Here is a 23,871-nt window from a genome sequence, read left to right as displayed (position 1 = left end):
GCTCCGGGTGTTTTAAAACTTAATTATTTCTATCGTCGTTTATCGATATCCATCGACGAATATTGTTTTGCCAGTTCAACTAATACTGACGCCGATTTTTTAATACTGTAATTTTTCGACCACACGGCGGCATAGCGCGCCACGGGTAATTCATCTTCCACCGGCAGCACAATAAACTGGTCTGAGCCGAACGGCGCAATCATGTCGCGGGGGATCACCGTCAGATAATCGGCATTCAGGACAAGGTTATAAATGGTGACGACGGAATCGGTCTGGACGATGTTTTCAATGCTGATGCGGTTGTCTTGCAGGGTGGTCAGGAGTTCGTTGTAGTAGCCCATATCGGTTTGCGGCATCACCCACTGCTCGTGCGTAAGTGATGCCAGTCTGGTCGGGCCGGTGCACGTTCGTGATTTACTCGCCACCAGCACAAACTCAGATTCAAACAGTGGCTCAACGTGAAGATCCTGAAGCAACATTCCGTCGCTCAGGGTGCCGATGGCAAAATCCAGCCGACCGTCGCGAATGGCGGGCAGGAATGAAGAGAGCTGCGCTTCATACATGGAGACGCGCGCTTTCGGGAACACTTCCCTGAATTTTTTGATCATCTCAGACAGGAAGGTGAAGCCAATCAGCGACGGATAGCCAAAGGAGACGTCCATGACGGTACTGAAACTGAGGCTGTTGATTTCGCTCACCATGTTTTTCATTTCGCGGGTGATCGACTCAGCGTATGACAGCAGCACCTGACCAGCGGCAGTGAGTTTTACGCCGGTGTTTTTACGCACCATCACTTCCACCCCGAAGTAGGATTCGATGTCGCTGATGATTTTGCTGACGGCGGGTTGCGTCAGGCCTAGTTGTCTTGCGGCAGAACCTATGGAGCCACTTTTAATGACTTCCTGAAATACCACGAGGTGCTGAGTTTTCGGTAGAATAATAGTATTCATAATATTCTGCGCTTATTTCCCTATGACGCAGCGGATTCTACCCAATAATGTTTCAGGGGGTATGTGCTGTTACTCACAATTTGCTTCCCCGCGCATTTTACGGGCACAACAATAACCTAAAAAATACTTTATAATCAATGCCATACAAAATTAAAAGCACACCATTACGCTGATATCGATCAATAAAATCTGCAGTAATAAATTTATTTTATGGCGATAACCTTGATAAATTTCTCTGCGTTAAATAAATCAATAAAGACGAACTTTCAGACAATTAAAGGCCAATAAATAACCGTTATTCCTTTTAAACATTCTTTCAAATTATCAAATTTTGCAGAGGATTTTTGGACAGCTTTTTATAAACAGTGGAATACGTCACACATTCATAGCCTGAATGTTTTTAATTTCAATATGTTTATATCAAATAAGAAAATATTTGCGATCGTTCAGTTAACATTCGCAACAAATTAACAATACTGTAAATTCACCATTTTTTAGGGTGAAATTTTGTGATAACGATCGTTTGCGGTAGGCATAGCGATGCCTGAAAGGGTCATGCAGTGAAATGTGCTTAATGTCGCAAATATGAGAATTGATGTCGTTTGTGCGAGTTGCCCGGTGGCGATGCGCATACCTGGGCTACGAAACTCTAAAAGCAAAAACCCCGCCGAAGCGGGGTTCTGGAAGAAGTTGAAGCTGACCGATAAGCCGGGTTCTGTCGTGGACAGTCATTCATCTAGGCCAGCAATCGCTCACTGGCTCAAGCAGCCTACCCGGGTTCAGTACGGGCCGTACCATGTGAACCCCTATTTGGCCTTGCTCCGGGTGGAGTTTACCGTGCCACGGACTGTTACCAGCCGCGCGGTGCGCTCTTACCGCACCCTTTCACCCTTACCTGATCCCGCTTGCGCGGGCCATCGGCGGTTTGCTCTCTGTTGCACTGGTCGTGGGTTTCCCCCCCAGGCGTTACCTGGCACCCTGCCCTATGGAGCCCGGACTTTCCTCCCCTCCGCCCGTCTCCCCCGAAAGGGACGACGACGAAGCGGCGACTGTCTGGTCAGCTTCGGCGCGCAGTATAGAGGGTTTGCGCGCCGCTGTCACCCTCAGGTGCGGGCAAGATGCTATTAACGCGCCACTTCCACCTTCGCCAGTTTTTCGTAGTAGCACGCAATCGCGCTGTGATCGGCCGTACCCAGGCCATCCGCCCGCAGCGCCTGCATCATCTCCATAACCGCAGCGGTCAGCGGCAGCTGTGCACCCACGCCGTGAGACGTATCCAGCGCGTTCGCCAGATCTTTGATGTGCAGATCAATTCGGAAACCGGGTTTGAAATTACGATCCATCACCATCGGCGCTTTGGCATCCAGCACCGTACTGCCCGCCAGACCGCCACGGATTGCCTGATAAACCAGGTCCGGATTGACGCCCGCCTTCGTTGCCAGCGTCAGCGCTTCAGACATGGCGGCAATGTTCAGCGCCACAATCACCTGGTTCGCGAGCTTGGTAACGTTGCCCGCGCCAATGTCTCCGGTATGCACTACGGAGCCTGCCATCGCTTTCATCAGGTCATAGTATTTGTCGAACACGGCCTTATCGCCGCCCACCATCACCGACAGGGTACCGTCGATGGCTTTCGGCTCGCCGCCGCTGACGGGCGCATCCAGCATCTCTACGCCCTTCGCTTTTAACGCCTCGCTGATTTCACGGCTCGCGAGCGGGGCAATAGAGCTCATATCAATCAGCACCAGGCCTGGCTTCGCACCTTCGATGATGCCGTTCTCCCCAAGCGCGACCTCTTGGACGTGAGGGGAATTTGGCAGCATGGTGATGATGACATCGCACTGCTCAGCAATGGCTTTAGGGGTAGTAGCTGTTTCCGCGCCCGCCGCCATCACCTCAGCCACAGACTGTGGATTGTGATCGGATACCACCAGTGAGTAACCCGCTTTAATCAGGTTCTTACTCATTGGTTTACCCATGATCCCAAGACCAATAAAACCCACTTTCAGCGTCATAATCTGTTTCCTCAATGATGGTTATTTTTTAAAAGCGTCCGCTAATTTCTGCGTCGCTGAGCGGAACACGCCGAGGTCGCTGCCGACGGCAACGAACGTGGCTCCCCACTCCAGGTAGCGGCGGGCATCGGCTTCAACCGGCGCCAGAATGCCGCACGGTTTGCCGTGCGCTTTGGCGCGGGCAAAGATGTGCTGGATTGCGCGCTGTACGTCCGGGTGGCTGGCGTTGCCCAGATGCCCAAACGCCGCAGCCAGATCGCTTGGACCGACAAAGATACCGTCCACGCCGTCTGTGGCTGCAATCGCATCGACGTTATCAACGCCCTGCTGGCTTTCAATCTGAACCAGAATAGTGATGTTGCTATTGGACTGGGCGAAATAGTCCGGCACGGTGCCAAACATGTTGGCGCGGTGCGATACCGAGACGCCGCGGATCCCTTCCGGCGGATAGCGCGTTGAGGCCACGGCCAGCGCCGCCTGTTCTTCCGTTTCCACAAACGGGATCAGGAAATTGTAGAAACCGATATCCAGCAGACGCTTGATAATCACCGGCTCGTTAGTTGGCACGCGCACTACCGGAGTGCTGGGGCTACCTTTCAGCGCCATCAGCTGCGGAATAAAGGTGCTGATATCGTTCGGCGCGTGTTCGCCGTCCAGCACCAGCCAGTCGAATCCGGCCAGGCCTAACACTTCGGTGCTGATAGGGTTTGCCAGCGCGGACCAACAGCCAATCTGAATCTGGTGCGCCGCGAGGGCAGCTTTAAACTTATTCGGGAAGATATCGTTATTCATCACTTAACCCTTTTTTAATTCCGCAGTTTTAGCCAGTAATATTTATTCCAGAACAGATTCTTTATATTTATTTCTCTGACTGAATGGTGGCGTTATAAAATCGTCATTCAGTATAATCGGCTCTACACGTCAGCACATTGTTTTGATGCTCAAGTATTGCGTTACATCTCAATGCTATTTTGAGCATATGCACAAAGCAGTGGGCGCTAATGCACAGAATCAAGGATTAGTCCGCCTGAAACGATCGCGATCACATTTTCACTTTTCTTCTCCTGACATGCTTTATTTCTACGTTAAGAAAACGATTATCCAACGAGTTATTTTTCATAGCTGAAACTTTGCCGGAGAAGAGTGAATAATGACCGATATTGCAATTAGAGAGGCACCCCCGACGGCGTTTTATATTAAGGTTCACGATACGGATAACGTGGCGATTATTGTCAACGACAATGGCTTAAAAGCAGGCACCCGCTTCCCGGACGGGCTGGAGCTAATTGAGCATATTCCGCAGGGGCACAAGGTCGCGTTGGTCGATATTCCTGCCCACGGTGAAATCGTACGCTACGGCGAAGTCATCGGCTATGCGGTAAGCGCTATTCCGCAGGGTAGCTGGATTGAGGAGTCGCTGGTGGCGCTGCCAGAAGCACCGCCGCTGAATACGCTTCCGCTGGCGACCCGCGTTCCTGAAGCTTTGCCGCCGCTGGAGGGCTATACCTTTGAAGGGTACCGCAATGCGGACGGTAGCGTCGGCACCAAAAACCTGCTCGGCATTACCACCAGCGTGCACTGCGTGGCGGGCGTGGTGGATTACGTGGTGAAAATCATTGAACGCGATCTGCTGCCAAAGTACCCGAACGTCGACGGCGTAGTGGGTCTTAACCACCTGTACGGCTGCGGCGTAGCGATCAACGCGCCCGCGGCGGTCGTGCCGATCCGTACTATCCACAATATCGCCCTGAATCCGAACTTTGGCGGCGAGGTGATGGTCATTGGCCTCGGCTGTGAAAAATTGCAGCCAGAGCGCCTGCTTCAGGGCACCGAGGATGTCAAAGCCATCCCGGCAGACGGGGCCAGCATCGTGCGCCTGCAGGACGAGCGCCACGTTGGTTTTCGTTCAATGGTCGACGATATTCTTCAGGTGGCAGAGCGACATCTGGACAAGCTCAACCGCCGCCAGCGCGAAACGTGCCCGGCATCGGAGCTGGTGGTCGGAACCCAGTGCGGCGGCAGCGATGCCTTCTCCGGCGTAACGGCCAACCCGGCGGTGGGCTATGCGTCCGATCTGCTCGTTCGCTGCGGCGCCACGGTGATGTTCTCCGAGGTGACCGAAGTCCGTGACGCCATCCACCTGCTGACGCCGCGCGCCGTTAATGAAGAGGTCGGCAGGCGCCTGCTGGAGGAAATGGCCTGGTACGATAGCTATCTCGATATGGGCAAAACAGACCGCAGCGCCAATCCCTCTCCCGGTAACAAGAAAGGCGGCCTGGCAAACGTGGTGGAAAAAGCCCTCGGCTCCATCGCCAAATCCGGTCAGAGCGCCATTGCAGAGGTGCTCTCTCCGGGACAGCGCCCGACGAAACGCGGCCTGATCTACGCGGCAACGCCGGCCAGCGATTTTGTGTGCGGCACGCAGCAGGTCGCATCCGGTATTACGGTGCAGGTCTTTACCACCGGGCGCGGCACGCCGTACGGCCTGATGGCGGTCCCGGTGATCAAGATGGCGACGCGCACCGAGCTGGCAAACCGTTGGTATGACTTAATGGATATCAACGCGGGCACCATCGCCACCGGGGAAGAGAGTATTGAGGACGTGGGCTGGAAGCTGTTCCATTTTATTCTGGACGTAGCGAGCGGGAGGAAGAAAACTTTCTCGGACCAGTGGGGATTGCATAACCAGCTGGCGGTATTTAACCCGGCGCCGGTGACGTGATGGCCCCTCAGCCTTCCCTCTCCCCATAGGGGAGAGGGTAAAAAATCTTAAACCAACACCACCTCAATCCCGCTTTTCCGTAATCCTTCCAGACTCTCCGCCGGAATACCTTCATCAACGATAATCATATCTATCCGTTGCGTATCAATGATTTTATGCAGGCTTGAGCGGTTAAACTTGCTGGAGTCGGTCACGACAATAATACGCTCTGCCACCTCGCACATTTTGCGGTTCAGGCGTGCTTCATCCTCGTTGTGCGTGCTCACACCGCGATCGAGATCGATAGCGTCGACGCCCAGGAACAGCAGATCAAAGTGATAATTCTGTAAGGACTGTTCCGCCTGGTCGCCGTAGAAGGACTGCGACTGACGCCGCAAGTGACCGCCGGTCATCAGCAGCTCTACCCCTTCTGCTTCCAGCAACGCATTCGCCACGTTCATCCCGTTAGTCATCGCAATGACATCCGAGTGCTGGCGCAGCATACGAGCGATCTCAAAAGTCGTGGTGCCCGAATCCAGAATTATGCGGTGCCCCGGCTTCACCAGCGCGGCGGCGGCCTGAGCGATGCTGCGCTTCACCGCCGTATTGAGCGAGCTTTTATCCTCAACGGAAGGCTCGATGCCAAGCGCATTCCCTTCGCAGATCAGCGCCCCGCCGTAGGCACGAACGGCGATGCCCTGCTTTTCCAGAAACGCCAGATCGTTACGGATCGTCACCGTCGATACGCCGTACAGATGAGACAGATCGTTAACCTGCACGCTTCCCTGCGCCCGCAACCGCTGAATGATCTGCTCCCGCCTTTCACTGGTGCCGGTGATGCGCTTCTCTGCGGATGAATCGCTGCTGCTCATACGAGATCCTTAATCAATAAACTTTCATTTCATTTCGTTTTGTCTATTAACGCCTTTCTTTTTAGCGAATGCAAGCGCTGTCTGGAGGACATATGCAAGCCTGTGAACAGCTGAAACCTTTCATTGTGTTTCTTTTGTGAAACAGATCGGAAAACCATTATCTTTCGTTTTATTTTTACACCGCCATAATGCAGGATTAAATGAAACAAAACGAAAGATAAAAATCATTACCATCCGAAATGGAGAGGAAAGTGAAACATCTGACAGAAATGGTGGAACAACATAAACGGGGGAATGCAAACGGGATTTATGCCGTCTGTTCCGCACATCCACTGGTACTTGAAGCTGCCATTCGTTACGCCCATTCACGCAAAACGCCACTGCTGATTGAAGCCACCTCAAACCAGGTGGATCAGTTTGGCGGCTATACCGGCATGACCCCCGCCGACTTTCACGGGTTCGTTTGTAAGCTGGCGCAATCGCTTGGTTTCCCAACTTCGCAGCTGATCCTCGGCGGCGATCATTTAGGGCCCAACCGCTGGCAAAACCTGCCGGCTTTGCAGGCGATGGCGAACGCCGACGATCTGATCAGGCACTACGTGGCGGCCGGATTTAAAAAAATTCACCTCGATTGCAGCATGTCCTGCGAAGACGATCCGGTTCCTTTAACCGATGCGATCGTTGCCGGGCGCGCCGCGCGTCTGGCAAAAATTGCCGAAACAACCTGTCTTGAGCAATTTGGTGTAGCCGATCTGGTCTACGTTATCGGCACGGAAGTTCCGGTTCCCGGCGGCGCGCACGAAACGCTGACCGAGCTTGAGGTCACGACGCCAGAGGCGGCGCGCGCCACGCTTGAGGCACACCGCCATGCATTCGAGAAGGAAGGATTAAGCGACATCTGGCCGCGCATTATTGGCCTGGTGGTTCAGCCCGGCGTTGAGTTCGACCATGCGCACGTTTGTGACTATCAGCCACATAAAGCCGTCGCGCTGAGCAAGATGGTTGAAGCATATGACACGCTGGTATTTGAAGCACACTCTACCGATTACCAGACGCAACAGGCGCTGCGCCAGCTGGTGAACGATCACTTCGCTATTTTAAAAGTCGGCCCTGCCCTGACCTTTGCCCTGCGTGAAGCGCTGTTCTCGCTGGCCGCCATTGAAGAAGAACTGCTCCCGGCGAAAGCCAGCTCGGGCCTGCGTCACGTTCTGGAAAACGTGATGCTCGATCGCCCGGAATACTGGCAAAGCCACTATCACGGTGACGGCAACGCCCGACGCCTGGCCCGCGGCTACAGCTACTCCGACCGCGTGCGCTATTACTGGCCGGACAGCCAGATTGACGATGCCTTTGAACGACTGGTGCGCAATCTGGCAGACGAACCCATTCCGCTGCCGCTTATCAGCCAGTATTTGCCGTTGCAGTACAGCAAAGTTCGCGAGGGCGCTCTCAAGTCAACGCCGCGGGAACTCATCATTGACCACATTCAGGACATACTCCAGCAGTACCATGCCGCCTGCGAAGGCGTAACGACTCCACACGCATAATTAAAAAGAGGAAAACGCTATGCCAAACATTGTCTTATGCCGCATTGATGAACGCCTGATCCACGGACAGGTGGGCGTGCAGTGGGTGGGGTTTGCGGGGGCAAACCTGGTGCTGGTGGCAAATGACGAGGTTGCAGACGATCCGGTTCAACAAAACCTGATGGAAATGGTGCTCGCGGAAGGGATCGCCGTGCGTTTCTGGTCGCTGCAAAAAGTGATCGACAACATTCACCGCGCCGCTGACCGCCAGAAAATTCTGCTGGTCTGCAAATCACCCGCCGATTTTCTGAAGCTGGTTGAAGGCGGCGTGCCCATCACCCGTATCAATGTCGGAAACATGCACTACGCCAGTGGCAAACAGCAAATTGCCAAAACGGTCTCTGTCGACGCGAACGATATCGCTGCGTTCAACGGCCTGAAAGCGGCCGGGGTGGAATGCTTTGTTCAGGGCGTCCCAACAGAGACCGCTTTGGATCTCTTTAAACTGCTTTGAGGGATTCACAATGGAAATCAGTCTGTTGCAGGCATTCGCGCTGGGGCTTCTTGCCTTTATCGCGGGCCTGGATATGTTTAACGGCTTAACACACATGCACCGCCCGGTGGTGCTTGGTCCTCTGGTCGGCCTGATACTGGGCGATCTGCATACCGGGATCCTGACCGGCGGTACCTTAGAGCTGGTCTGGATGGGTCTGGCGCCGCTGGCGGGCGCGCAACCGCCAAACGTGATTATCGGCACCATCGTCGGCACCACGTTTGCCATCACCACGGGCGTGAAGCCGGATGTCGCCGTTGGGGTCGCGGTGCCGTTTGCCGTGGCGGTTCAGATGGGGATCACCTTTCTCTTCTCCGTGATGTCCGGCGTAATGTCCCGCTGCGATCGCATGGCGGCCAACGCGGACACCGACGGCATAGAGCGAGTCAACTATCTGGCGCTGCTGGCGCTCGGCATTTTTTATTTCCTGTGCGCGTTTCTGCCCATCTACTTTGGCGCTGAACACGCGAAAACCGCCATTGCTATCCTGCCGGAGCGACTGATTGACGGTCTCGGCGTCGCGGGCGGCATCATGCCAGCGATCGGCTTCGCCGTGCTGCTGAAGATCATGATGAAAAACGTCTACATCCCTTATTTCATTATCGGTTTTGTCGCCGCGGCCTGGCTGAAGCTTCCGGTACTGGCGATTGCCGCAGCGGCGCTGGCGATGGCGCTGATCGACCTGCTGCGTAAATCGCCTGAACCGACGGCGCCTGCGGCCCAGAAAGAGGAATTTGAAGATGGCATCTAATCAAACCACCCTGCCGGGCGCGTCTGTCAGTGAAGAGACGCTGCTGAGCGGCGTGAATGAAAACGTCTATGAAGACCAGACCATTGGCGCGGAGCTGACCAAAAAAGACATTAACCGCGTGGCCTGGCGCTCCATGCTGCTGCAGGCCTCGTTTAACTATGAACGTATGCAGGCCTCCGGCTGGCTGTACGGGCTGCTGCCCGCGCTGAAAAAGATCCACACCAATAAGCGGGACCTGGCGCGGGCGATGAAAGGTCATATGGGCTTCTTTAATACCCACCCGTTTCTGGTGACCTTCGTTATCGGCATTATTCTGGCAATGGAGCGTTCCAAGCAGGATGTAAACAGCATTCAGAGCACCAAAATTGCGGTCGGTGCCCCGCTCGGAGGCATTGGTGACGCCATGTTCTGGCTGACCCTGTTACCCATCTGCGGCGGTATTGGTGCCAGCCTGGCACTGCAAGGCTCCATTCTTGGCGCGGTGGTTTTTATCGTGCTGTTCAACGTGGTGCATCTCGGCCTGCGCTTTGGCCTGGCGCACTACGCATACCGAATGGGCGTTGCCGCCATTCCGCTGATCAAAGCCAACACCAAAAAGGTGGGCCACGCGGCCTCTATTGTCGGGATGACGGTGATCGGCGCGCTGGTGGCGACCTACGTCCGACTCAATACGACGCTTGAAATCAAGGCGGGTGATGCGGTCGTCAAACTGCAAACCGACGTGATCGACAAGCTGATGCCCGCGTTCCTGCCGCTGGTCTACACCCTGACCATGTTCTGGCTGGTGCGCCGCGGCTGGAGCCCGCTGCGGCTGATCGGTATCACCGTGGTGCTGGGCGTTGTCGGTAAATTCTGTCACTTCCTGTAAAAGCAAAGAGGTTGCGATGTTAGGCATAATTTTGACGGGTCACGGCGGCTTTGCCAGCGGGCTTGAACAGGCGATGAGGCAGATCCTTGGCGAGCAGCCGCAGTTTATCGCCATCGATTTTCCGGAAAACTCCACCACTGCCAGGCTGACCGCTCAGCTTGAGCAGGCGGTGAGTGAGCTGGACCCAGAGCAGGATATTATTTTCCTCACCGACCTTCTCGGCGGCACGCCGTTTCGCGTGGCCTCGACGCTCGCGATGCAAAGACCGGGTAGCGAAGTGATTACCGGCACCAACCTGCAGCTTTTGCTGGAAATGGTGCTGGAACGTGACGGATTAAGTAGCGAAGCGTTTCGTCTGCAGGCACTGGAGTGCGGCCACCGCGGCCTGACCAGCCTGGTGGATGAGCTTGGTCGCTGTCGCGAGGAAGCCCCCGTAGAGGAAGGAATATGATCCGGTTACTTTCACAGCGTTCACCTTCGTAGTTTACATTGCGTGTCCCGGCGGCCTTACGGCATCAAATCGTAAGGCCGTTCTTTTCCTTTCCTTGGCTTTACCCTTTCCTTTCACGATCACACTTTTCGTTTTATTCCTTTTCCATTATTGAACTTTCGATTTCTTTCCTATAGATTTTGTTTAACTGCTAATGTGAATAAGTGAAACGAAACGAAAGATAGCGACACGTTTGCCAGCGTCTGATGTGGAATTCACACGACTAAGGACTGAGTTATGCAACAAACCACCGCCGCCACAACCGGCACCTGGACCGAAAAAGAGATCCGTCAGCAGCCTGCCTGCTGGATCCGCTCACTCAACAACATCGATAATCTGCGCACCTCGATTGACGGTTTCCTGACGCCGCTGCTGCGTAAGCGAGACCTGCGGATCGTCCTCACCGGCGCGGGCACCTCCGCGTTTATTGGCGAGATAATTGCCCCCTGGCTTGCGAGCCACACCGGTAAAAACGTCTCCGCCATACCGACAACCGATCTGGTCACCAACCCGATGGATTACTTCAGCCCGGCACACCCTCTGCTGCTGGTCTCTTTTGCCCGCTCCGGCAACAGTCCAGAGAGCGTCGCCGCCGTTGAGCTGGCGAACCGGTTCGTGCCCGAGTGCTACCACCTGTCGATCACCTGCAACGAGGCGGGAAGCCTGTACCAGAACGCCGTCGAGAGCGATAACGCCTTTGCCCTGCTGATGCCAGCCGAAACGCACGATCGCGGGTTCGCGATGACCAGCAGCATTACCACCATGATGGCGAGCTGTCTGGCCGTATTCGCACCAGAAACGATCGGCAGCCAAAGCTTCCGGGACGTAGCCGATCGCTGCCAGGCGATCCTCACCTCGCTCGGGGATTTCAGCGAGGGCGTCTTTGGCAACGAACCGTGGAAACGCGTTGTGTATCTGGGAAGCGGCGGTCTGCAGGGAGCGGCGCGCGAGTCTGCGCTGAAGGTGCTGGAGCTGACCGCGGGCAAGCTGGCGGCATTCTACGATTCACCAACGGGCTTTCGTCACGGGCCTAAGTCACTGGTGGATAACGAAACGCTGGTGGTGGTGTTTATCTCCAGCCATCCGTATACGCGTCAGTACGATCTGGATCTGCTGGCCGAGCTGCGCCGCGATCGTCAGGCCATGCGCGTGGTCGCCATCGCCGCCGAAAACGATCCAGCCATTGAAGCGGGGCCGCATATCCTGCTGCCGCCTTCCCGTCCGTTCAACGATATGGAGCAGGCGTTCTGCTTCCTGATCTACGCCCAGGTCTTTGCGCTAACCCAGTCTCTGCATGTTGGCAACACGCCGGACACACCATCCGCCAGCGGAACGGTCAACCGTGTGGTACAGGGCGTGGTTATTCATCCGTGGCAGGCTTAAGAGGATCGTATTATGACTATTATTTCGACCAAATATCTTTTGCAGGACGCGCAGACAAAGGGCTATGCCGTTCCGGCCTTTAACATCCATAACGCCGAGACGATCCAGGCGATCCTCGAAGTGTGCAGCGAAATGCGATCGCCGGTGATCCTCGCCGGGACGCCGGGTACTTTTAAACACATTGCGCTGGAGGAGATCTACGCTCTGTGCAGCGCATACTCCCTCAGCTACGACATGCCGCTGGCGCTGCATCTCGATCATCACGAATCGCTGGATGACATTCGTCGCAAGGTACATGCCGGCGTACGCAGCGCAATGATCGACGGTAGCCACTATCCCTTTGAAGAAAACGTGAAGCTGGTGAAATCGGTGGTCGATTTTTGCCACCTCAACGACTGTAGCGTTGAGGCGGAACTGGGCCGTCTGGGGGGGGTTGAAGATGACATGAGCGTCGACGCCGAAAGCGCATTCCTGACCGACCCGCAGGAGGCGAAACGCTTCGTTGAGCTGACCGGCGTGGACAGCCTCGCCGTTGCCATCGGCACTGCACACGGCCTCTATACCAAACGCCCCAAAATTGACTTCCAGCGCCTGGCTGAGATCCGCGAGGTGGTAGCGGTTCCGCTGGTGCTGCACGGTGCGAGCGATGTTCCGGATGATGATGTGCGCCGCACTATTGAACTGGGCGTGTGCAAAGTTAATGTCGCAACCGAGTTGAAAATCGCCTTCTCTGATGCGGTCAAAGCCTGGTTTGCCGAGAACCCGCAGGGCAACGATCCGCGCTTCTACATGCGCGTTGGGATGGACGCCATGAAAGAGGTGGTCCGAAGCAAGATCGCCGTTTGCGGTTCGGCTAACCGTCTGCGTCTTCCGGCAGAAGCATAACAAAGAGGATCTTACTTTAATGAAAAAAGTGCTCACCCTCTCAATGCTTGCCCTGTGCGTTTCCCATGGCGCGATGGCAGCGAACTACACGCTCACTAACGACAAGATTGCCCTGTCCTTTGATGACGCCAATTCAACGGTGGTGGTAACTGACAAAAAGGCCAACCACCCCATCACCCCGCAGGAACTGTTCTTTCTGACGCTGCCGGACAAAACCAAAATCCACACCGCTGATTTCAAAATCAAGCACGTCGAAAAGCAGGACAGCGCCATTGTCATCGACTTTTCGCGTCCGGATTTTAACGTGACGGTAAAGCTCAACCTGGTGAAAGATAAATACGCCAGCATCGATTACACCCTCGCGGCGGTAAGTCAGCCGCGTGACGTGGCAAAAATCACCTTCTTCCCGACGAAAAAACAGACGCAGGCACCTTACGTTGACGGGGCGATCAACAGCTCGCCGATTGTCGCGGACTCGTTCTTTATTCTCCCGGACAAGCCCATCGTTAACACCTACGCCTATGAAGCGACGACCAACCTCAACGTAGAGTTAAAAACGCCGATTCAGCCCGCAACGCCGGTCAGCTATACCACGTATTTCGGCACTTTCCCGGAAACCAGCCAGCTGCGCCGCAGCGTAAACCAGTTTATTAATACCGTGCGTCCGCGTCCGTATAAGCCCTACCTGCACTACAACAGCTGGATGGATATTGGCTTCTTTACCCCCTATTCCGAACAGGACGTGCTGGGGCGGATGGATGAATGGAATAAGGAATTTATCGCCGGACGCGGCGTGGCGCTGGACGCCTTCCTGCTGGACGATGGCTGGGACGACCTGACCGGGCGCTGGCTGTTTGGCCCGGCATTCGGCAACGGTTTTGGCAAGGTACGGGAAAAAGCCGACAGCCTGCACAGCTCGGTCGGACTGTGGCTTTCACCGTGGGGAGGGTATAACAAACCGCGCGACGTTCGCGTCTCGCATGCAAAAGAGTATGGGTTCGAAACCGTCGACGGGAAGCTGGCTCTGTCAGGGCCTAACTACTTTAAAAACTTCAATGAGCAGATCGTTAAGCTTATCAAAAACGAGCACATTACCTCGTTCAAGCTGGACGGGATGGGTAATGCCAACGCGCATATCCCGGGCAGCCCGTTCGCCTCGGATTTTGACGCCTCCATCGCTCTGCTGCATAACATGCGCAGCGCCAACCCGAATCTGTTTATCAACCTGACGACCGGCACCAATGCCAGTCCGTCCTGGCTGTTCTATGCGGATTCCATCTGGCGTCAGGGTGATGACATCAACCTGTACGGTCCCGGCACGCCGGTGCAGCAGTGGATGACCTACCGCGATGCCGAAACGTACCGCTCCATTGTGCGCAAAGGCCCGCTGTTTCCGCTGAACTCGCTGATGTATCACGGCATTGTCAGCGCTGAGAATGCCTATTACGGGCTGGAGAAGGTGCAAACGGACAGTGATTTTGCCGATCAGGTCTGGAGCTACTTCGCCACCGGCACCCAGTTGCAGGAACTGTATATCACCCCTTCAATGCTGAACAAGGCGAAGTGGGATACGCTGGCGCAGGCCGCAAAATGGTCGCGTGACAATGCCAGCGTGCTGGTGGATACGCACTGGATTGGCGGAGACCCGACGGCGCTGCAGGTTTACGGCTGGGCTTCGTGGAGTAAAGAGAAAGCCATACTCGGCTTGCGTAACCCCTCGGACAAGCCGCAAAGCTACTATCTTGATTTAGCGAAAGAGTTCGAAATACCCACGGGAGACGCGGCGAAGTTTAGTCTCAAAGCGATGTACGGCAGTAATTCAACCGTACCTGAGGAGTACAAAAACGCGGTGGTGATTACGCTGCAGCCGCTGGAAACGCTGGTATTTGAGGCGATGCCTGGGAAATAGAAAAGTAAATAAATCTGTAGGCCGGGTAAGGCGCAGCCGCCACCCGGCAAAACAGTATCAGAAATTACTCCCCCTGCTGCTCCAGCGCATACTTATACAGCGCATTTTTCTTCACGCCGTGAATCTCTGCTGCTAATGCCGCCGCTTTCTTCAGCGGCAGTTCGGCCTGCAGCAAGGCCAGCGTGCGCAGCGCATCAGCAGGCAGGGCATCCTCTTCCGCCCTATGCCCTTCGACAATCAGCACCATTTCGCCTTTGCGGCGGTTTTCGTCTTCCTTCACCCACGCCAGCAGTTCACCGACTGGCGCACCGTGAATGGTTTCCCAGGTTTTGGTCAGCTCACGCGCCAGCACCACGTAGCGGGATTCGCCCCAGACGGTGACCATATCTTCCAGGCTTTCCAGCAGGCGGTGCGTGGATTCGTAGAAAATCAGGGTGCGCGGTTCCGCTTCCAGCTCTTTTAAGACGTCGCGGCGGCCTTTGGATTTGGCAGGGAGGAAGCCTTCATAGCAGAAACGGTCAGACGGCAGACCTGCGGCGCTCAATGCAGCAATCGCGGCGCACGGCCCCGGCAGTGGCACAACGCGAATCCCGGCTTCGCGACAGGTGCGCACCAGATGGTAGCCAGGATCGTTAATCAGCGGCGTCCCGGCGTCAGAGACCAGCGCGATGTTCTGCCCCTCTTTGAGCTTCGCCACCAGCGTTTCGGCTTTTTGTTGCTCATTGTGATCGTGCAGGGCAAACAAACGGGCGTTAATCGCGAAATGTTGCAGCAGTAAACCGGTGTGTCGGGTGTCTTCAGCGGCAATTAAATCAACAGCTTGCAATACGTTCAGCGCACGTTGGGTAATATCAGACAAATTCCCGATAGGAGTAGGTACAATATAAAGCTGGCCTTGAGAATTATCTGCCGTTTCGTGTTGTTTCATTGTTTCGTCCGTATTGCCGATTTAATATTGAGCATTGCGTAAAAAAATCACTGGATACAGTATGGTACCGTTAACGTTTCTTCGAAAAAAAGCCACGCGCAGCGTGCCGCTGCTGCTCGCAGCCCTGATTTTTGCAGGCTGTGGCACCCAGGCACCTGACCAGAGCGCCGCCCATCTTCAGGGCTCCGCTCAGGCTGATTCTGGCTTTTATCTGCAACAAATGTCGCAGAGTACAAATGATACCAGGATCAACTGGCAATTACTCGCCATTCGTGCACTGCTGAAAGAGGGCAAAACCCAGCAGGCTGCCGAGCTGTTCGGCCAACTGCCGAAAGAGCTTAACGATACTCAGCAACTTGAGCAGAGCCTGCTCTCTGCCGAGCTGAAGGTCGCGCAGAAAGATTATGATGGCGCGAAAAAGATCCTGGGGAGCATTGACCTGAGCGCGCTGGATAAAAACCAGCAGGCGCGCTTCTGGCAGGCGGGCATTACCGCTGAGCAGGGGCGCCCTTCCCTGACGCTCCTGCGTGCCTTGATTGCCCAGGAGCCGCTGCTCGCCGGTGCCGACAAGCAGAAAAACATTGATGCCACCTGGCAGGCGCTTGCCTCGATGACCCAGGATCAGGCAAAGGCGCTGGTCATTAACGCGGACGAAAACGTGCTTCAGGGCTGGCTTGATCTGCAGCAGATGTGGTTTAACAACCGCAGCGATCCAAAAATGCTGAAAGCCGGTATTACCGACTGGCAGACCCGTTACCCGCAGAACCCGGGCGCAAAAATGCTGCCAACCCAGCTGGTGAATGTGCAGAACTTTAAGCCTGCGTCGACAAGCAAAATTGCGCTGCTTCTGCCGCTGAATGGCCAGGCAGCAGTGTTTGGCCGTACGATTCAACAGGGCTTTGAAGCGGCGAAAAACGGCACCACGCCGGTAACGGGCAGTGCGGTTCCGGTGCAGGCAGCGCAGGCGGCCAACGTGAACGACGTTGTCAGCCCCTCTGCCGCCGAGACCAGTGACCTGACCACCGCACAAACCCCGGCGCAGGGTACAATGCAAAACCCGGTTACCGCACCGACAACCCCACCAGCGACTGCCGCACCGGCAGTACAGGCTCCGGCTGAGGCACAAGCGATGCCTGCACCAGAGGCAACGGCAGAACAGCCTCAACAGCAGCCGGCACAACCTACCGCTCAACCTGCAGCACAGCCGCAGGCCGTGGCAGCTACCAGCGCCAACCCGGGCGCTGAATTGAAAATCTACGACACCAGTTCGAAGCCGCTTGACCAGGTGCTGGCGCAGGTTCAGCAGGACGGGGCAAGCATCGTTGTCGGCCCGCTGCTGAAAAACAACGTGGAAGAGCTGATGAAGAGCAATACCACGCTGAACGTACTGGCGCTCAACCAGCCGGAACAGGTTCAGAACCGGGCCAATATTTGCTACTTCGCACTTTCTCCGGAAGATGAAGCCCGCGATGCGGCACGTCATATCCACGAGCAGGGTAAACAGGCCCCGCTGCTGCTGATCCCGCGCAGTACGCTGGGCGATCGCGTGGCTAATGCTTTTGCCGACGAGTGGCAGAAGCTGGGCGGCGGCATCGTGCTGCAGCAGAAATTCGGTTCCGTCTCTGAACTGCGTGCGGGCGTTAACGGTGGAGCGGGTATCGCGCTTAACGGCAGTCCGGTTTCCGCCAGCCTGCCGCAGCAGCAGAGCGTGACCATTGGCGGCCTGACCATCCCTGCCCCGCCAACCGACGCGCAGATAAGCGGTGGTGGTAAAGTGGATGCGGCCTATATCGTTGCCACGCCGCAGGAGATCGCCTTTATCAAGCCGATGATCGCGATGCGTAACGGCAGCCAGAGCGGCGCAACGCTCTACGCCAGCTCCCGCAGCGCACAGGGCACTGCAGGCCCGGATTTCCGTCTGGAAATGGACGGCCTGCAGTACAGCGAAATCCCGATGCTGGCGGGCAGTAACCCGGCGCTGATGCAGCAGGCGCTAAGCTCCGTACGTAACGACTACTCTCTGGCGCGTCTGTATGCGATGGGTGTTGATGCGTGGGCGCTGGCAAACCACTTTACCCAGATGCGTCAGGTGCCAGGCTTTGAGCTTAACGGCAACACCGGCGATCTGACCGCCACTCAGGACTGTGTGATTAACAGGAAGTTATCATGGCTCAAATACCAGCAGGGGCAAATCGTCCCGGCCAGTTAAGCCGTAAAGAGACCGGCGATGCGTGGGAGTTAAAAGCGCGTCGCTGGCTCGAAGGCAAAGGACTGCGCTTTATCGCCGCCAACGTCCGCGGGCGCGGCGGCGAAATTGATCTGATCATGAAAGACGGTCAGGTGATTGTGTTTGTAGAAGTCCGCTTTCGACAGTCTTCCCGTTTTGGCGGTGCTGCCGCCAGCGTGACGCTCGCCAAACAACATAAATTATTACAGACTGCCCACTTGTGGCTTGCCCGCCATAATGGGAGCTTTGATACTGTGGATTGCCGTTTCGATGTGATAGCCTTCACCGGAAATGAGATCGAATGGCTTAAAAACGCTTTTGGCGAAGACGCATAATTAAGATTTAAAAGGGATAACGTGCTCGAAAGAATTAAAGTGTGCTTCACAGAAAGCATCCAGACTCAGATTGCCGCGGCGGAAGCCCTTCCGGACGCGATCTCTCGCGCTGCAATGACGCTGGTGCAATCCCTGCTTAACGGCAACAAAATCCTCTGTTGTGGCAACGGAACCTCAGCCGCCAACGCACAGCATTTTGCTGCCAGCATGATTAACCGTTTTGAAACCGAACGCCCGAGTTTACCTGCCATTGCACTTAATACCGATAATGTGGTCTTAACAGCGATTGCTAACGATCGTCTGCATGACGAAATTTACGCAAAGCAGGTGCGCGCCCTGGGGCATGCCGGCGATGTGCTGCTGGCGATCTCCACGCGCGGCAACAGCCGGGACATCGTCAAAGCCGTTGAAGCCGCCGTTACCCGCGACATGACCATCGTCGCCTTAACCGGCTATGACGGCGGTGAGCTGGCGGGTCTGCTCGGGCCGCAGGATGTGGAAATCCGCATTCCGTCTCACCGTAGCGCACGTATCCAGGAGATGCATATGCTCACGGTGAACTGCTTATGCGATTTGATCGATAACACGCTTTTCCCTCACCAGGATGATTAAGGAGTTTTTATGAAGGCTTTATCGACCCTCGCAGTCCTTATGTCTGCATTACTGCTTCAGGGATGTATTGCTGCGGCCGTTGTGGGTACTGCCGCAGTAGGCACCAAAGCGGCGACCGATCCGCGCTCTGTGGGAACGCAGGTGGATGACGGTACGCTGGAGCTGCGGGTCAACAGTGCGCTGTCGAAAGACGAACAAATCAAGAAAGAAGCGCGTATCAACGTGACGGCCTATCAGGGCAAAGTCCTGCTGACGGGTCAGGCACCGAATACCGACCTCTCCAGCCGCGCGAAGCAGATCGCAATGGGCGTTGAGGGCACCACGGAAGTCTTCAATGAAATCCGCCAGGGTCAGCCAATCAGCCTGGGCACCGCGTCGTCTGACACCTGGATCACCACCAAAGTCCGCTCCCAGCTGCTGGGTTCAGACCAGGTGAAATCCTCAAACGTAAAAGTAACGACCGAAAACGGTGAAGTGTTCCTGCTGGGTCTGGTGACCGATCGTGAAGGGAAAGCGGCGGCGGATATCGCCAGCCGGGTGAGCGGCGTGAAGCACGTCACCACCGCGTTTACCTACATTAAGTAATCCACGTCTGACTAAAGGCCCGGTAGGCGCGAGCGCCACCGGGCTTTTTTTACATCAATGCAATACTCCCCACCATCACTCCGCTCAACGCCACCAGCCCCGCCGTCAGCCACAGCGCTTTCGCCGGGAAAGACTTACGCAGCATGATGAGCGACGGCAGGCTGATTGCCGGCAAGGTGATAAGCAGCGCCAGCGCCGGTGCGGTACCCATACCGGCCAGCATCATGGTCTGGACAATCGGAATTTCTGCCGCCGTGGGGATCACAAACAGGCAGCCTGCAACGGCCATCGCAATCACCCACATCAGCGTGTTGTCGATCGCCCCATCCGCATGCGGGAAGAGCCAGACGCGCGCCGCGCCCAGAACCAGTACCGCCAGGATATAGACCGGAATGGTGCTCCAGAAAAGCTGCCACAGCGCCTTACCCCAGCGAGTGAAGAAACCGCCCTGCGGTTCGCTGACGTCCAGTTCAACGGCTGCGGGTTCGACGGCAGTATCCTTCACCAGTTTTTGTACCAGCGTCGCCACCACCAGCACCGTCAGCAGCCCGGCAACCAGACGGATAGCGGCAAAATGCCAGCCGAGCACAAAGCCCATAAACACCAGCGTCGCCGGGTTGAGCAGCGGGTTCCCCATCCAGAATGCCAGCGCACCGCCCATGGATACGCGCTGGCGGCGCATACCCGCCGCTACCGGTGCGGCACAGCAGGAGCACATCATGCCCGGCAGAGAGAAAATCGTCCCCAGCAGCGTGCCCTGAAAGCGCGGCTGCCCGAGTGTTTTCACCAGCCAGTTTCGCGGAATAAGTACCTGAATCAGCGATCCCAGGATTACCCCTAAGACGGCAGCTTTCCACACCGCCAGGAAGTAGACCATGGCGTAATCCCATGCCGCCTTCAGCGGGCTGGCATCAGCCTGAGCGAGTATAGATTTACCGATGCTGTGCGTTTCGGCAGCGGTGAAGGCTTTGCCGTAGTACGGCTGCCATTTCACATACCAGAGGCCAATGATGACCACGAGAAAGAAGAGTGCGGGCTTCCACCATTGGACAGGTGTTGCCGCCTGAGATGAAGACTGACCAGTCATACCATTCCCCGGAGAGTGTTATTTAATAAGCCGGAGAAGTTTACGCCTCGCCCTGCGCGATTTCACGCAGTTTTGCCGAAGGGATGATATTGACGCCCTCCTGCGACGGTGCCAGCGCCTCTTTCAGCATCGCCTGCGCGACGTCCCGCGCCTCGATGGACTTCCAGTTACCCGGCAGGATACGAAACAGCGGGGCGAAGAAGGATTCGTTAAAACGCCGTTCGTCGCGGTGGCCCATCAGCATGGAAGGCCGCACGATTGTCAGGCGCTCCCACTTCTGCGCAATCAGCGCCTCTTCCATTTTGCCCTTCACCTGATTGTAAAAAAACGGTGAGCCGGTGCTGGCGCCGTGCGAGCTCACCACCAGGAAATGTTTTGCCCCCAGCTTTTTCGCCGTCAGGGCGGTATCCACCACCAGCGTGTAGTCCGCATGGATGAACGCTTCTTTACTGCCCGCCTCACGCCGCGTCGTGCCCAGGCAGCAAAAGGCGATATCTATAGGATCCTGCACCTGCGCCAGCGCGTCGGTGAGCTGGGGATCGTGCGGGTTATAGACGCCGGTGATATCCAACAGCGGGCGGCGCGTCGGGGCGGCAATATAGTTGATATGCCGGTCCTGGATCAGCAGCCGCAGCAGATGTCCACCCACCAGCCCGGTTGCGCCGGTAATCAGTACCTGACTCATCTTATCCCCTTTACAGAATTGTCCGTTTGCGATCTGGACCTGCTCTACCACACTTAAAAGTCTGTTACCGGTAAGTATTTACCACAAACGGGAAAAAAACAGTCTGAAGCGAAAACAACGGAGGAAGCATGGGTAAAAAAATCGCAGTCTTGATTACCGACGAGTTTGAAGATTCAGAATTTACGTCGCCAGCTGAGGCATTCCGCAAGGCAGGCCACGAGGTCATCACCATTGAGAAAGAAGCGGGTAAAACCGTGAAGGGCCACAAGGGCGAAGCCAGCGTGACCATCGATGAGTCCATCGATAACGTCAGCCCGTCAGATTTCGACGCCCTGCTGTTACCGGGCGGCCATTCACCGGATTCCCTGCGCGGGGACGAGCGTTTCGTCACCTTTACCCGTGACTTCGTCGGCACCGGCAAGCCGGTCTTTGCCATCTGCCACGGCCCGCAGCTGCTGATCAGCGCTGAAGTGGTCCGCGGGCGTAAGCTTACGGCGGTGAAACCGATCGTTATCGATCTGAAAAACGCAGGGGCCGAGTTTTACGATCAGGAGGTGGTCAACGATAACGACCAGCTGATCACCAGCCGGACCCCGGACGATCTCCCGGCGTTTAACCGCGAAGCACTACGCCTGCTCGGCGCGTAGCCAGTGAAGCTTCTTGCCAAAGCCCAGGGTGTTGTCGGTAAATTTCAGCTCATCAACGCGGATTTCCCACACCGGGGCTTTTAGCGCAGCAGCAACCGGGAAGCGGCGCGTGTAGCGTTTACGCTGTGCGTCGCTTTCTTCACCTTCCAGACGACGAATCTCACCCTTGAACTGCACGCCGCGGATCAGCGCGACGGTTTTGGGCTGGCCGTTGACCGTGCCCGCCACTTTTGCCTGCTGGCCGGTCATCTGGGCATGCCGCGTTTTGTCCTCACTCATGACGTAAAAAGCGACGCGTTCAGGATCGTAGTAGTAAAAGGCGTTGGCGCACCACATTTCGCCCTCGCTATATACGCACCAGGTCACGACGTGCTGCTTTGCCAGCCAGCGGTTAATGGCGGCCAGTGTTTCCATTTTCGTTCTCTCTCATGCTATGGTGCGTTCACCTTAACATACTGAATCTGTTTACCGTGTGCTGGTTTCTCTATCTTGTCCGAACCGCTGATAACGCACTCTACACCGGGATCACCACCGATGTGGCGCGGCGTTTTTTACAACATCAAACGGGGAAAGGGGCAAAAGCGCTGCGGGGGAAAGGCGAACTGCAGCTGGCTTTTTCTGCCGCCGTGGGGGACAGATCGCTGGCACTCAGGCTGGAGTACCGTATTAAGCAGCTAACGAAGCGCCAGAAGGAGCGCCTCGTGACCGGAGACGGCTCCTTTGAGGCGCTACGCGAGAGCCTGATTAAAAGCGATTAAAATGGTCGTGGTAGTCCACCAGACCATTTACGCCGTTCAGGGCATCATCCGCCAGGCGATGCACCTGGAAGGCGGATTCGGTACCCGGCCAGCGGCAGCGAAGATCGTAATGCGCGGCCTGCTCGAAGCCTAAACGGCCATAGAACGCCGGGTCGCCCAGCGTGACCACTGCGGCATAACCAAACTCATTCAGCGAGTCCAGCCCTTCATAGACCAGCTGGCGCGCCAGGCCCTGCCCGCGGTAGTTTTCATCTACCGCCAGCGGTGCCATGCCCACCCACTGAAGATCTTCACCCTGAACGATCACCGGGCTGAAGGCAACATAGCCGACAACCTGACCTTCGTCATCGGTGGCAACCAGCCCCAGCGTGATCAGGCCGTCTTCACGGAGATCGTGGACCAGTTGGGCTTCCGCATCGCTCTCAAAAGAGCGGCGTAATAACGCATCGATACCCGGTGCATCAATCCCTATTTCGACTCGAATCAGCATGGCTCACCTACTGAAGTGTGTTTACTGTCCGGCGGGGATTTCAGCCCCGCCTCAACAAAATCTGCCATTTGCATCAACATCACGCGCAGCGCTTTCGGCATCTGCTCCAGCTCAATGGCATCCATTAAATTCTTAACGTACAGGCCAAGCTCCGTGTCGCCCTCAATCACCAGACGGCGCTGGAAGAAGAGTGTGTCCGGGTCCTGCTTACGCGCGGCAATCATTAGCAGGTCGCTGGCGTTGGCGCTAAAGCTCACGTCCGCCTCGGCGGACTCACGAACGATCAGCTGGTCGTTCTCTACGGAGGTAAACCAGCGCAGCCCGATGTCACGCACCTCAATGCTTAACCAGCGCCCTTCCAGAAACTCCAGCTCGCCATCCTGCAGCGCCTGACGGAACTGCCAGCTCAGGACCTGCTCCAGCACCTGGCGTTTAAGCGCGAACGGCGCCAGCCTGACCGGCACGCTCAGCATTGATGGACCGAATTGTACGAGACGTGAACGCAGTTTATCCAGCACGAGCTTTACTCCCTGATAGCTATAGTCCCGCTATTTTGCCACATCCGTTTCAGAACATAGCGGCGTAAATCAACAAACCATCGTCGGACGTACCCC

At 56.0% G+C, this 23,871-nt stretch carries 25 protein-coding genes and 1 other RNA gene; 15 read left to right on the top strand and 11 right to left on the bottom strand.

The window, feature by feature from the left end; all coding sequences use genetic code 11:
• Positions 1-29: 29 nt before the first annotated feature.
• The 4 genes from tdcA to garL form a co-directional block, all read right to left on the bottom strand.
• Positions 30-950 (bottom strand): transcriptional regulator TdcA, encoded by a 921-nt coding sequence (tdcA, locus tag IM284_RS00900; protein WP_045260099.1) that lies wholly within the window; start codon positions 948-950, stop codon positions 30-32.
• Positions 951-1,638: 688 nt separating this feature from the next.
• Positions 1,639-2,015: RNase P RNA component class A (gene rnpB, locus IM284_RS00895), an RNA gene on the bottom strand.
• Between the two features lie 59 nt (positions 2,016-2,074).
• On the bottom strand, positions 2,075-2,965 hold the full coding sequence (gene garR, locus IM284_RS00890; RefSeq protein ID WP_047367070.1) for a 2-hydroxy-3-oxopropionate reductase: 891 nt from the start codon (positions 2,963-2,965) through the stop codon (positions 2,075-2,077).
• A gap of 21 nt (positions 2,966-2,986) precedes the next feature.
• Positions 2,987-3,757, bottom strand: a complete 771-nt coding sequence (gene garL, locus IM284_RS00885; RefSeq protein WP_028014520.1) for a 2-dehydro-3-deoxyglucarate aldolase — start codon at positions 3,755-3,757, stop codon at positions 2,987-2,989.
• 358 nt (positions 3,758-4,115) lie between these two features.
• Here garL and garD point away from each other — a divergent pair, with 358 nt between their 5' ends.
• A complete protein-coding gene (gene garD, locus IM284_RS00880; RefSeq protein WP_047367069.1) occupies positions 4,116-5,687 on the top strand; it encodes a galactarate dehydratase in 1,572 nt (523 codons plus the stop codon).
• 47 nt (positions 5,688-5,734) lie between these two features.
• Here garD and IM284_RS00875 read toward each other — a convergent pair whose 3' ends face one another.
• Positions 5,735-6,538 (bottom strand): DeoR family transcriptional regulator, encoded by an 804-nt coding sequence (locus IM284_RS00875; protein WP_047367068.1) that lies wholly within the window; start codon positions 6,536-6,538, stop codon positions 5,735-5,737.
• Between the two features lie 239 nt (positions 6,539-6,777).
• Here IM284_RS00875 and kbaZ point away from each other — a divergent pair, with 239 nt between their 5' ends.
• The 8 genes from kbaZ to IM284_RS00835 all read left to right on the top strand — a co-directional run bounded on the left by kbaZ (position 6,778) and on the right by IM284_RS00835 (position 14,903).
• Complete coding sequence (kbaZ, locus tag IM284_RS00870; protein ID WP_047367067.1) at positions 6,778-8,085, top strand: tagatose-bisphosphate aldolase subunit KbaZ; 1,308 nt, start codon at positions 6,778-6,780, stop codon at positions 8,083-8,085.
• 19 nt (positions 8,086-8,104) lie between these two features.
• Complete coding sequence (agaV, locus tag IM284_RS00865) at positions 8,105-8,578, top strand: PTS N-acetylgalactosamine transporter subunit IIB (protein WP_028014524.1); 474 nt, start codon at positions 8,105-8,107, stop codon at positions 8,576-8,578.
• Between the two features lie 10 nt (positions 8,579-8,588).
• A complete protein-coding gene (gene agaW / locus IM284_RS00860) occupies positions 8,589-9,368 on the top strand; it encodes a PTS N-acetylgalactosamine transporter subunit IIC (protein WP_028014525.1) in 780 nt (259 codons plus the stop codon).
• A complete protein-coding gene (agaE, locus tag IM284_RS00855; RefSeq protein WP_047367066.1) occupies positions 9,358-10,236 on the top strand; it encodes a PTS N-acetylgalactosamine transporter subunit IID in 879 nt (292 codons plus the stop codon). The genes agaW and agaE overlap by 11 nt, the downstream gene beginning before the upstream one ends.
• Before the next feature lie 16 nt (positions 10,237-10,252).
• Positions 10,253-10,687 (top strand): PTS galactosamine/N-acetylgalactosamine transporter subunit IIA, encoded by a 435-nt coding sequence (gene agaF / locus IM284_RS00850; protein WP_047367065.1) that lies wholly within the window; start codon positions 10,253-10,255, stop codon positions 10,685-10,687.
• Between the two features lie 276 nt (positions 10,688-10,963).
• Positions 10,964-12,109: an SIS domain-containing protein gene (locus IM284_RS00845; protein ID WP_047367064.1), complete on the top strand. Its 1,146-nt coding sequence runs from the start codon at positions 10,964-10,966 to the stop codon at positions 12,107-12,109.
• A 12-nt stretch (positions 12,110-12,121) separates the two neighbouring features.
• Positions 12,122-12,994 carry a tagatose-bisphosphate aldolase subunit KbaY gene (gene kbaY / locus IM284_RS00840; RefSeq protein WP_047367063.1) on the top strand — a complete coding sequence of 291 codons (873 nt, stop codon included), beginning with the start codon at positions 12,122-12,124 and terminating at the stop codon, positions 12,992-12,994.
• Between the two features lie 19 nt (positions 12,995-13,013).
• Positions 13,014-14,903 carry an enterotoxin gene (locus IM284_RS00835; protein WP_193055697.1) on the top strand — a complete coding sequence of 630 codons (1,890 nt, stop codon included), beginning with the start codon at positions 13,014-13,016 and terminating at the stop codon, positions 14,901-14,903.
• Between the two features lie 64 nt (positions 14,904-14,967).
• On the opposite strand, the gene rsmI is transcribed toward IM284_RS00835, so the two are convergent.
• On the bottom strand, positions 14,968-15,831 hold the full coding sequence (rsmI, locus tag IM284_RS00830; RefSeq protein WP_047364705.1) for a 16S rRNA (cytidine(1402)-2'-O)-methyltransferase: 864 nt from the start codon (positions 15,829-15,831) through the stop codon (positions 14,968-14,970).
• Positions 15,832-15,892: 61 nt separating this feature from the next.
• Between rsmI and IM284_RS00825 the strand changes: the two genes are divergently transcribed.
• Genes IM284_RS00825 through dolP form a run of 4 tightly spaced genes read left to right on the top strand, consistent with a single transcriptional unit; the run spans position 15,893 to position 19,590 of the window.
• Complete coding sequence (locus IM284_RS00825) at positions 15,893-18,040, top strand: penicillin-binding protein activator (protein ID WP_047367061.1); 2,148 nt, start codon at positions 15,893-15,895, stop codon at positions 18,038-18,040.
• Positions 17,998-18,393 carry a YraN family protein gene (locus IM284_RS00820; protein WP_028014533.1) on the top strand — a complete coding sequence of 132 codons (396 nt, stop codon included), beginning with the start codon at positions 17,998-18,000 and terminating at the stop codon, positions 18,391-18,393. The genes IM284_RS00825 and IM284_RS00820 overlap by 43 nt, the downstream gene beginning before the upstream one ends.
• Before the next feature lie 21 nt (positions 18,394-18,414).
• A complete protein-coding gene (diaA, locus tag IM284_RS00815) occupies positions 18,415-19,005 on the top strand; it encodes a DnaA initiator-associating protein DiaA (RefSeq protein WP_003861754.1) in 591 nt (196 codons plus the stop codon).
• A gap of 9 nt (positions 19,006-19,014) precedes the next feature.
• Entirely contained in the window at positions 19,015-19,590 is a 576-nt protein-coding gene (gene dolP / locus IM284_RS00810) for a division/outer membrane stress-associated lipid-binding lipoprotein (RefSeq protein ID WP_047367060.1), read from the top strand.
• Positions 19,591-19,639: 49 nt separating this feature from the next.
• On the opposite strand, the gene IM284_RS00805 is transcribed toward dolP, so the two are convergent.
• Together IM284_RS00805 and IM284_RS00800 are read right to left on the bottom strand one after the other, a co-directional pair.
• Positions 19,640-20,677: a permease gene (locus IM284_RS00805; protein WP_028014535.1), complete on the bottom strand. Its 1,038-nt coding sequence runs from the start codon at positions 20,675-20,677 to the stop codon at positions 19,640-19,642.
• A gap of 40 nt (positions 20,678-20,717) precedes the next feature.
• On the bottom strand, positions 20,718-21,362 hold the full coding sequence (locus IM284_RS00800) for an NAD(P)H-binding protein (RefSeq protein ID WP_041907904.1): 645 nt from the start codon (positions 21,360-21,362) through the stop codon (positions 20,718-20,720).
• Between the two features lie 128 nt (positions 21,363-21,490).
• Between IM284_RS00800 and IM284_RS00795 the strand changes: the two genes are divergently transcribed.
• Complete coding sequence (locus IM284_RS00795; RefSeq protein ID WP_028014537.1) at positions 21,491-22,009, top strand: type 1 glutamine amidotransferase domain-containing protein; 519 nt, start codon at positions 21,491-21,493, stop codon at positions 22,007-22,009.
• Here the strand turns inward: IM284_RS00795 and IM284_RS00790 are convergent.
• Positions 21,989-22,423 carry a YhbP family protein gene (locus tag IM284_RS00790; protein WP_047364709.1) on the bottom strand — a complete coding sequence of 145 codons (435 nt, stop codon included), beginning with the start codon at positions 22,421-22,423 and terminating at the stop codon, positions 21,989-21,991. The genes IM284_RS00795 and IM284_RS00790 overlap by 21 nt on opposite strands.
• Positions 22,424-22,437: 14 nt before the next feature.
• Between IM284_RS00790 and IM284_RS00785 the strand changes: the two genes are divergently transcribed.
• Positions 22,438-22,767, top strand: a complete 330-nt coding sequence (locus IM284_RS00785) for a GIY-YIG nuclease family protein (RefSeq protein WP_045260079.1) — start codon at positions 22,438-22,440, stop codon at positions 22,765-22,767.
• Here the strand turns inward: IM284_RS00785 and IM284_RS00780 are convergent.
• Both IM284_RS00780 and IM284_RS00775 read right to left on the bottom strand, forming a co-directional pair.
• Positions 22,754-23,257 (bottom strand): GNAT family N-acetyltransferase, encoded by a 504-nt coding sequence (locus IM284_RS00780; RefSeq protein ID WP_041907900.1) that lies wholly within the window; start codon positions 23,255-23,257, stop codon positions 22,754-22,756. The two genes, IM284_RS00785 and IM284_RS00780, sit on opposite strands and share 14 nt — an antisense overlap.
• A complete protein-coding gene (locus IM284_RS00775; RefSeq protein WP_028014541.1) occupies positions 23,251-23,775 on the bottom strand; it encodes an SCP2 domain-containing protein in 525 nt (174 codons plus the stop codon). Before IM284_RS00775 ends, IM284_RS00780 begins: the two co-directional genes overlap by 7 nt.
• Positions 23,776-23,871: the final 96 nt, after the last annotated feature.

Origin of the sequence: Enterobacter cloacae complex sp. P12RS (assembly GCF_014895875.1) — a bacterium.
GTDB classification, from domain to species: Bacteria; Pseudomonadota; Gammaproteobacteria; order Enterobacterales; family Enterobacteriaceae; genus Enterobacter; species Enterobacter bugandensis.
Note: the sequence above shows the minus strand (reverse complement) of the source record. Positions and strands in the feature narration are given on the sequence as shown.

Bases quoted from the DNA above. Each gene is read 5' to 3' on its own strand.
- IM284_RS00780 (WP_041907900.1), bottom strand. From the start codon at position 23,257: ATGCTGATTCGAGTCGAAATAGGGATTGATGCACCGGGTATCGATGCG.
- IM284_RS00795 (WP_028014537.1), top strand. From the start codon at position 21,491: ATGGGTAAAAAAATCGCAGTCTTGATTACCGACGAGTTTGAAGATTCA.
- IM284_RS00785 (WP_045260079.1), top strand. From the start codon at position 22,438: ATGCTATGGTGCGTTCACCTTAACATACTGAATCTGTTTACCGTGTGC.
- garR (WP_047367070.1), bottom strand. From the start codon at position 2,965: ATGACGCTGAAAGTGGGTTTTATTGGTCTTGGGATCATGGGTAAACCA.
- garD (WP_047367069.1), top strand. From the start codon at position 4,116: ATGACCGATATTGCAATTAGAGAGGCACCCCCGACGGCGTTTTATATT.
- IM284_RS00875 (WP_047367068.1), bottom strand. From the start codon at position 6,538: ATGAGCAGCAGCGATTCATCCGCAGAGAAGCGCATCACCGGCACCAGT.
- IM284_RS00835 (WP_193055697.1), top strand. From the start codon at position 13,014: ATGAAAAAAGTGCTCACCCTCTCAATGCTTGCCCTGTGCGTTTCCCAT.
- agaE (WP_047367066.1), top strand. From the start codon at position 9,358: ATGGCATCTAATCAAACCACCCTGCCGGGCGCGTCTGTCAGTGAAGAG.
- IM284_RS00820 (WP_028014533.1), top strand. From the start codon at position 17,998: ATGGCTCAAATACCAGCAGGGGCAAATCGTCCCGGCCAGTTAAGCCGT.
- garL (WP_028014520.1), bottom strand. From the start codon at position 3,757: ATGAATAACGATATCTTCCCGAATAAGTTTAAAGCTGCCCTCGCGGCG.
- agaW (WP_028014525.1), top strand. From the start codon at position 8,589: ATGGAAATCAGTCTGTTGCAGGCATTCGCGCTGGGGCTTCTTGCCTTT.
- rsmI (WP_047364705.1), bottom strand. From the start codon at position 15,831: ATGAAACAACACGAAACGGCAGATAATTCTCAAGGCCAGCTTTATATT.
- agaV (WP_028014524.1), top strand. From the start codon at position 8,105: ATGCCAAACATTGTCTTATGCCGCATTGATGAACGCCTGATCCACGGA.
- IM284_RS00825 (WP_047367061.1), top strand. From the start codon at position 15,893: ATGGTACCGTTAACGTTTCTTCGAAAAAAAGCCACGCGCAGCGTGCCG.
- dolP (WP_047367060.1), top strand. From the start codon at position 19,015: ATGAAGGCTTTATCGACCCTCGCAGTCCTTATGTCTGCATTACTGCTT.
- agaF (WP_047367065.1), top strand. From the start codon at position 10,253: ATGTTAGGCATAATTTTGACGGGTCACGGCGGCTTTGCCAGCGGGCTT.
- IM284_RS00845 (WP_047367064.1), top strand. From the start codon at position 10,964: ATGCAACAAACCACCGCCGCCACAACCGGCACCTGGACCGAAAAAGAG.
- tdcA (WP_045260099.1), bottom strand. From the start codon at position 950: ATGAATACTATTATTCTACCGAAAACTCAGCACCTCGTGGTATTTCAG.
- kbaZ (WP_047367067.1), top strand. From the start codon at position 6,778: ATGGAGAGGAAAGTGAAACATCTGACAGAAATGGTGGAACAACATAAA.
- IM284_RS00800 (WP_041907904.1), bottom strand. From the start codon at position 21,362: ATGAGTCAGGTACTGATTACCGGCGCAACCGGGCTGGTGGGTGGACAT.
- kbaY (WP_047367063.1), top strand. From the start codon at position 12,122: ATGACTATTATTTCGACCAAATATCTTTTGCAGGACGCGCAGACAAAG.
- IM284_RS00790 (WP_047364709.1), bottom strand. From the start codon at position 22,423: ATGGAAACACTGGCCGCCATTAACCGCTGGCTGGCAAAGCAGCACGTC.
- IM284_RS00805 (WP_028014535.1), bottom strand. From the start codon at position 20,677: ATGACTGGTCAGTCTTCATCTCAGGCGGCAACACCTGTCCAATGGTGG.